Below are 6,792 nucleotides of genomic sequence, written 5' to 3' on the forward strand. Positions count from 1 at the left end.
GTTTCCCTACAATTACCGGCAATCAGGACATACGAGTGCCGTTTCCCTACAATTAATCGAGCGATAGTTATATTAAATCCGTTAGGATCGCAACGATATAAATGGAGGACACGGCAGTGCCCTGTCCCTACAATGTTCTCTCCCTTCTTCCTTCTTCCTTCTTCCTTCTTCCTTCATCACAAAGTTGCCAAAGGAATAGAACACTGAGTCCGGTTAAAATTGCACTCTTCGGACTCAGAAGGCACAGCCAGAACCTCCAACTTTCCGCTCATCAAACTTAAAAGAGTCTGATTCATCAATAACCTCATTCCAGAAGACACCTGAGAATTATCGCTATTCTTCTTGGTAACATCACACTCCAAATCGTGCTTCAGCAAATCCCAAGACTCGCTCCAAGCACTCACGGAACGCTGATCGTCCACCCAAATGTGAACGTATCCAGATTCCGGCGAAGCATGGGCAGAAACAGAAATACTCCCCTCTTCCATCTGAGCAACAGCAGTATCTACCAAATTGACTAAAACTTGCCTAAACCTCGGCAAATCTGCCAATACATAAATCCCCGGATCTGGTGGCAATATCTCCAAACGAATGCCGCGATTAGCAGCTTGCAAGTAAGTTAAATCATCAACCTCGTCAAAAACCTTAGCTAACTGAATCGGCTCAATATCCATCGTCTCAGTGCCGTGTTCAGTTTTAGCAACAGAGATAATTTCATCTATTAATTTCACCAGCTTGAGTGCCGCGACGTGAGCTTGCTCGACAAACTCTCGTTCCTCAGCCGGATCGTCGCACAAATCCGAGAGAATTAATTGCAGCGTACCAATCATAGTGCTCAGGGGCGATCGCAACTCGTGAGAAGTTCGAGCCAAAAAACCAGCCTTAAATTGGCTCATCTCCGATGCCATCTGATAAGCCAATTGAGTTTGCTTAAGTTGCTCGGAAAGGGCATCAAACTTCTCTAAGTGAATTTCTTGAGGAGGAGGGGGCACTTGGGGCGCTGGTTCGGGCTGTTGCGAGCTTTTTTGCCGCAGGCGCCAAATCAAACTGCTTCCCAAACCCAGCCCCAGTCCCATACCTAAATATATAAAGTCGCTCCAGCCGATCGGCGCCATATTGCTTTGCCTTGGAGTTTAGCTTTTAGCATTCTAACTCGATCGTGCCTTGTCGCAATATTTCCCACTCGCTGCCCGTCCATTTAGCCACAGTCGAAGGCAAACTCGAAGCTGTTGTCGCTGTTGCTAATTCAGAAGGAACTAATGTCAAGACTTCGGGAAACTGAGCCTCAATTTCTGCCACCGATTCCAGAGGCGGCTGGCCGGATAAATTAGCACTGGTAGTAGCCAAAGAGCCTGTCTGCTCTAGAATTTTGAGCGCAAGGGGAAGGTTAGGCACTCGTACTCCGATTGTAGTCCGATCGATGGGATTGAGAGCCGCCGGAACTTTTGGCGAAGCCGGCAGCACTAAAGTTAACGCCCCCGGCCAATAGGATTCGGCTACTTGCTGCCACAATTTTAACTCTGCTGGACTTCCCTGCACGTAAGGCCACAAAGCCCTCGCCGATGCCGCCATCAAAATCAGCGGTTTGTCTTGACTGCGGCGTTTAGCTGCAAAAATCAACTCCGAGCGATCGGGACGCGCAGCCAAAGCGGGTACAGTATCTGTAGGAAAACTGACGATATGATTGCCAGAAATTGCCCCTTGAATCAAGGAGTCGATCGAAACTTGTGTCATGCCATTTTAGATTTTAGATTTTAGATTTTTGAAGTACGACATATTCTTGAAACCTAACGTCGATACGCTAAGGCAAACCGATCGATTCCTGCTAAATCGGAAAATATCTGAACTTCACCGTAACTCCCGTGACTTTGCAGCATATCAGCTACCGCCTCAGCTTGTCCCGCCATCATCTCCACCAACCAAACTCCCCCGGATTCTAAATAATCAGGAGCCGTTTCTACCAAATGCCGGATGCAATCTAACCCGTCAAAACCACCGTCTAAGGCCAGATGAGGTTCGTGCTTCAAAACTTCCGGTTCCAGAGTCAGCACCGTGCTGCTGGGAATGTAAGGGGGGTTAGACACCATGCCGCTGACTTGACCTTTGAGAAATGCTAACGGTTCCCACCACAAACCTTGATAAAAATTAACTCGCGATTCAAAGCCCAAATTCTCAGCATTCAGTCGAGCAACTGCCAAAGCTTCCGAACTGCAATCTACTGCATAAACCCTAGCATTTGTCAACGCAGAAGCCAAGCCGATCGCGATCGCCCCGCTGCCCGTTCCCAAATCTACCCAATTCGATTGGGGATTAACTGAATAGCTTTTCACAGCTTCTACAGTTAAATCGATCAGCAATTCCGTTTCAGGACGGGGAATTAGCACCGCCGGCGTTACTTTGAGCGAAAAATGCCGCCAATGTGCAACTCCCGTTAAATACTGCACCGGCACCCGTTCCTGTAAGCGCCGCTGCAACAATTGAGCAAGTTCAGATAAAGACAACTTTAATTCAATTTTTGGCAAATCTTTAAACGACTCCAAACGCAGAGCCAACCTATCCAAACCAGCCAGCTCTTGCAGCAGCCAGTCGATTTCTGCTAGGGGAATGTCATGGGTGATCGCCTCTGTTTTAGCTTGATTCACCCACTGCCAAAGCTCTAAACCAGAAACAAACATAATACTTTTTTGGAAGGGGTAATTGTTAATTGCTAACTGGTAATTAGTAATTAGTAAATAGTAGGTTGAGTCGAGAAACCCAACCTACTATTTCATGAGTAATAACTGATGACTGATGACTAATGACTGCTGACTAACTATTAGCGAGCCGGCCGAGCTGGAGCCGGAGCTGGAGCCGGCCGAGCTGGAGCCGGAGAAACCTGTGGATTTTGGCCCGCACCGGCAGGTTGGAGCGATCGCACAAATTCCAGCGACTCCCGCGACGGAATCAAAATCATTTGGGTCAAAAACGGGTCGTTCTCAGTACGCAAAGCTTCTAAAACGCTCTCCAAGTTCACCACCTCAATCTTAATTGTGGCAGTCACGTTCGGCTGCTGCTGCTTAAAACGATCGACCATGCCCTGTAAATCCTCCTTGTTAAAAAACAAGGGAATCACCTCTTGCTGGCCTCGCTGAATCGTCAAATAACCATTTTCTGCGCCGCCTCTGGCCAAAAACAGAGGTACACCGTTGAACTCATTAACTTGTTGACCAGTCTGCTGAAGTACAGTTTTAGCCGACTGCACCTGCTGCGGAGCCGGAACGAAAGCAAATTGTACTTCCTCCGGCTTGCCTTTATTTGCTTGAGTGATCTGATAAATTTCCCCCAGCGACACCGGCATCACGCGCACCGTGGCCGCCAACTGAGGATTTCTGGTTTTCAGTTGATCGACAAAAGCTTGAGCATCTTTCTGGCTGATGAAAATTCCCGCCACGGAAGCATTACCAGTTTGACCCTGACCCTGCTTGGGAACAGAAGCGACGAGGGGCGCACCCTGAGCGTCTGTAATCGTAAATACCGGCACTGATCGCAATTTTTCCAAAATTTGCGGCTCCGGCAGTGCCAGTGCAGACATCTTGCCAATTGGGGAGGGGCACAGCAGAGTGCTGCCGACAATTCCCAATATTGCGCCCAAACGAACTAATGATTTCATGTTTTTTCCATCAGGAGCGATCCTGAAACACATTAACGCAAAGACTGGCGAGTTAACACGATCGGCAAAAACTGCCTCAATTTGTTTTCATTTTGACAAAATGTAAACATCAGAGACAGTTATGCTTCAATCTATTATTTAACATTGTGCGATCGGGATGACAGGATTTGAACCTGCGACATCCTGCTCCCAAAGCAGGCGCGCTACCAAGCTGCGCTACATCCCGGTGGTATAGTTAGCTAACCTCTAACCATTAACACACAAAACCGCTTGCTTGTCAAGCTTTATTAAATATTTAGCTCTCCATGCAGCGAAGGCGAAGTTTTTTTCAGGTTGTGCGGTTTGATCCCACCCAAAAACCGATACCAGCCCCTAACTCCTATCGTGCTCTGCTCAAATCCACTGACAATACTTGCACAGCTTCATAACGGCCCTGATGCCGGGATACATCCAAGCGTAACTGAGGGCAGCGCACAGGTGCAGTCGGTGTTGGCAGCGTCAATATTGTATTGTATTTCCTCAACAAATCAACGCCGACTGGCACCTCGCTCGCTAATCTGGATACCAAAACATACCTTTAATCCCCTCTGGATCGGACATAAAGCCCAAATTGCGGTAAAAATCCACCACTTGAGGGTCAGCAAATAAGGTAATGTTGCTGATATCTTCACTGCGGAGTTTTTTTATGATGTATTTCATCAGCGCCTTGCCCATGCCTTTGCCCTGGTAGTCGGGATGAACTACTACATCCCAAAGCGTGGCATTAAAAGCATGGTCTGAAGTCGCTCTGGCGAAACCCACCAGCCGTCGCTGGCTGCCCCGCATCTCCCACATAGAGACGACTAGGAAGCTGTGCTGAATAGCTTTTTTGACTTTACGCAGGGGACGGCGGGACCAACCCACTGCATTACAAAGTTCTTCGAGTTCGTAGAGGTCAATGTCCCGATCGCAACTGAAAAAGATGCGAGCGTTGCCGCTGGCGGGTTTGCGAAACGTTGGGGAAAGCGGATCGCCTAACCCAACAGCCACATCTTCCTCAAAATCCGCTGTTTGGGGTACAGAGGCAGACTCAGAACTACTAAATAAGTTTTTCCAAAAACCCATGCAGGCGCGGTTAAGGTAGTAGAAGTTGGACGACGAGAAAGAGAACCAGACAGATAAACCCACTCCGATCGGCGTAGGATCAATTGCCGGTAGCCTCTTGAGGAACAGTTTACGGTACACTCATCTTACGCCGAAAACAGGGATTTGTCGTCCAACATTGAGTCTGCGCTTTTTTGATTCTGTCAAGTCTGGTAGAACTGTTCTGCTAGCCAGTGCCCGGACAACCCGCTTTTAAGGTAAAATTTGTTGCCGAACCAGGACAGAGACATTTTGGGAAATGCTTCTTTTGAGTGCCGCCGATCGCGCCGGAACTTATACCCTTGGTGGAAAATACCACTGGAATGGCGCAACGGTGACATTCTCGTGATAAGTTCTCAGACAGATTTGACTTTTGCTTTTAGTGAGGAGACGGGCACAATTTAAGTCGAATCGTCGAATCGAAAATCCCATTGCCATAAGGCATGGAAGAGTCAATACCAGTATATCTCCCGCACCTTCTCCTCAATTATGGCTTCGGGTTTAAAACCATCTACACTAGAACTTCTCAAGCGCTTTAACCGAGCGTTTCCGCAGTTTTATGAGCAATTTGTCAGCAGCGAAATCCAGTTGCAAAACCTCAAATTAGCTTACCAGCTTTACAAAACTCGGCAAGCAGTCATCGAAATCCGAGCCGAAGGTAACAAAAGTGCCCTGCATTTTGCTTACCGGAACCAGTCTTTTCTATTGAGCGATATTTTTGGAGTGCTCGCGGCCTACGGGCTGACGATTCACAGTCTGAGTCTGTACGGTCAAATTTACCCGCCGATGCTGGTATTTATCAAATTGGTCGTATCTCGCGGTGGCAAGGTACTGGCAGATAAAACAGCAGAAAACGTCTGTAGAGCCGTTCGAGAGGCCTTAGCAGGGCATTTTGAGGTTGAAGAGATGTTGGCGGTGGAATTTAATTTAGACGCGGGTTTAGAAGATGTGGCAACTGAATTCTACGTCGATCCGGTTTTCCACTTGCCAGCTTTGCTGATTGAAGCAGATAATCAACCTGGACTTTTTTACAAAGTTATGTATGCCATCTGGCAAGAGGATTTGTTGGTAGTAAATGCTAATTTGCTGGTTTGGCGGGGGCGAACTCGCCTGATTCTCTACTTGTTGGGGCCCAATGAAAGTTTAATTCCCGAGTATCTGGGGCAGAAAATCGCTGAGGGGGTGCGACAAAGATTGCTAGGCGAGCGATTTTAGGGCAAGCTGCCGATGCTCCCTAAATAACTAGATTTCTATAAGTAGACATTAGTTTGCAGAAGTTTTCCAGTGAGATAGGATAAAAAGCTCGGCAACATTGTTCCTACAAACGAGTGTAGATAGCGGTTCTCATAAACATGGGACACGGCGAAACGATGTTTTAAATATTTTTAAGTTTTACAGCGCCTACTTACTTAAATAAGCTCGCGGGACTACAGGCCAAAGTCACAAATATCCGCAAAAATGCGCTCCATAAAATTACGTATCACCTCGCCCAAAACTAGGGATAGGTAACGCTAGCTAGAGAATTAAGAGATTAAATAATTGTTGAATGCTAACAATTTAGTTGGCTCAAGAGTTGAATGTAGGAGGTACGAATTTAATTTGTAAATGTCCTACAAAGAAATATCTAATTTGACACGGGAATACCGAGGGTTAACAACTTTAAAATAGGCTAAGTTTGGAAAATTTATTGCGGCAAAAATGCCTGAGAAATCGCGTTGATTTATGTCGCAAGTGCGCTCATACAGCAGACAGAAATTTGAATACTGCAAAAAACATAGAACGCTGGTTTCAAGGAATATTTATTCCAGGCCGATCGCATAAAATGGCAAGCTATGCCAAGATTGCCCGTGCAGTGGACAAAAGTAGCGTCAGCTTAAGATCGCGCTTTGCAGCAGGAAGTAAGCGGTAAATCGATAAAGTTGAGTCTTTTTGACTTACTTATAGCCATTTGTGACAAGTTAAGAAAAAGTGCAAATTGTCAAGGGGGTAGACCAAAAAAGGTAAAATAGGATGAAACCTTT

General features: G+C 46.7%; 8 protein-coding genes and 1 tRNA gene. 3 read left to right on the forward strand and 6 right to left on the reverse strand.

The window, feature by feature from the left end; all coding sequences use genetic code 11:
• Positions 1-176: 176 nt before the first annotated feature.
• The 6 genes from QUB37_RS14425 to QUB37_RS14450 form a co-directional block, all read right to left on the reverse strand.
• On the reverse strand, positions 177-1,115 hold the full coding sequence (locus QUB37_RS14425; protein ID WP_333163029.1) for a sensor histidine kinase: 939 nt from the start codon (positions 1,113-1,115) through the stop codon (positions 177-179).
• Between the two features lie 25 nt (positions 1,116-1,140).
• A complete protein-coding gene (locus tag QUB37_RS14430; RefSeq protein WP_333163031.1) occupies positions 1,141-1,734 on the reverse strand; it encodes an L-threonylcarbamoyladenylate synthase in 594 nt (197 codons plus the stop codon).
• Positions 1,735-1,787: 53 nt separating this feature from the next.
• Positions 1,788-2,675 carry a peptide chain release factor N(5)-glutamine methyltransferase gene (prmC, locus tag QUB37_RS14435; RefSeq protein WP_333163033.1) on the reverse strand — a complete coding sequence of 296 codons (888 nt, stop codon included), beginning with the start codon at positions 2,673-2,675 and terminating at the stop codon, positions 1,788-1,790.
• A 140-nt stretch (positions 2,676-2,815) separates the two neighbouring features.
• On the reverse strand, positions 2,816-3,649 hold the full coding sequence (locus tag QUB37_RS14440; protein ID WP_333163035.1) for a Tic22 family protein: 834 nt from the start codon (positions 3,647-3,649) through the stop codon (positions 2,816-2,818).
• Positions 3,650-3,801: 152 nt separating this feature from the next.
• A tRNA-Pro gene (locus tag QUB37_RS14445) sits at positions 3,802-3,875 on the reverse strand.
• Positions 3,876-4,201: 326 nt separating this feature from the next.
• On the reverse strand, positions 4,202-4,753 hold the full coding sequence (locus QUB37_RS14450; RefSeq protein ID WP_172187348.1) for a GNAT family N-acetyltransferase: 552 nt from the start codon (positions 4,751-4,753) through the stop codon (positions 4,202-4,204).
• A 246-nt stretch (positions 4,754-4,999) separates the two neighbouring features.
• On the opposite strand from QUB37_RS14450, the gene QUB37_RS14455 reads away from it, so the two are divergent.
• From QUB37_RS14455 to QUB37_RS14465, 3 genes are all read left to right on the forward strand, one after another.
• Positions 5,000-5,176 (forward strand): hypothetical protein, encoded by a 177-nt coding sequence (locus QUB37_RS14455; protein WP_333163038.1) that lies wholly within the window; start codon positions 5,000-5,002, stop codon positions 5,174-5,176.
• A gap of 84 nt (positions 5,177-5,260) precedes the next feature.
• Positions 5,261-5,986 (forward strand): hypothetical protein, encoded by a 726-nt coding sequence (locus tag QUB37_RS14460; RefSeq protein WP_006631881.1) that lies wholly within the window; start codon positions 5,261-5,263, stop codon positions 5,984-5,986.
• A gap of 541 nt (positions 5,987-6,527) precedes the next feature.
• Positions 6,528-6,680 (forward strand): hypothetical protein, encoded by a 153-nt coding sequence (locus tag QUB37_RS14465; RefSeq protein WP_333163040.1) that lies wholly within the window; start codon positions 6,528-6,530, stop codon positions 6,678-6,680.
• Positions 6,681-6,792 lie beyond the last annotated feature (112 nt).

It is taken from the genome of Microcoleus sp. AT3-A2 (genome assembly GCF_036705685.1).
GTDB lineage: Bacteria > Cyanobacteriota > Cyanobacteriia > Cyanobacteriales > Microcoleaceae > Microcoleus.

Excerpts from the sequence above, each read along its gene's own strand:
- QUB37_RS14425 (WP_333163029.1), bottom strand. The coding sequence starts at position 1,115 with ATGGCGCCGATCGGCTGGAGCGACTTTATATATTTAGGTATGGGACTG.
- QUB37_RS14430 (WP_333163031.1), bottom strand. The coding sequence starts at position 1,734 with ATGACACAAGTTTCGATCGACTCCTTGATTCAAGGGGCAATTTCTGGC.
- prmC (WP_333163033.1), bottom strand. The coding sequence starts at position 2,675 with ATGTTTGTTTCTGGTTTAGAGCTTTGGCAGTGGGTGAATCAAGCTAAA.
- QUB37_RS14440 (WP_333163035.1), bottom strand. The coding sequence starts at position 3,649 with ATGAAATCATTAGTTCGTTTGGGCGCAATATTGGGAATTGTCGGCAGC.
- QUB37_RS14450 (WP_172187348.1), bottom strand. The coding sequence starts at position 4,753 with ATGGGTTTTTGGAAAAACTTATTTAGTAGTTCTGAGTCTGCCTCTGTA.
- QUB37_RS14460 (WP_006631881.1), top strand. The coding sequence starts at position 5,261 with ATGGCTTCGGGTTTAAAACCATCTACACTAGAACTTCTCAAGCGCTTT.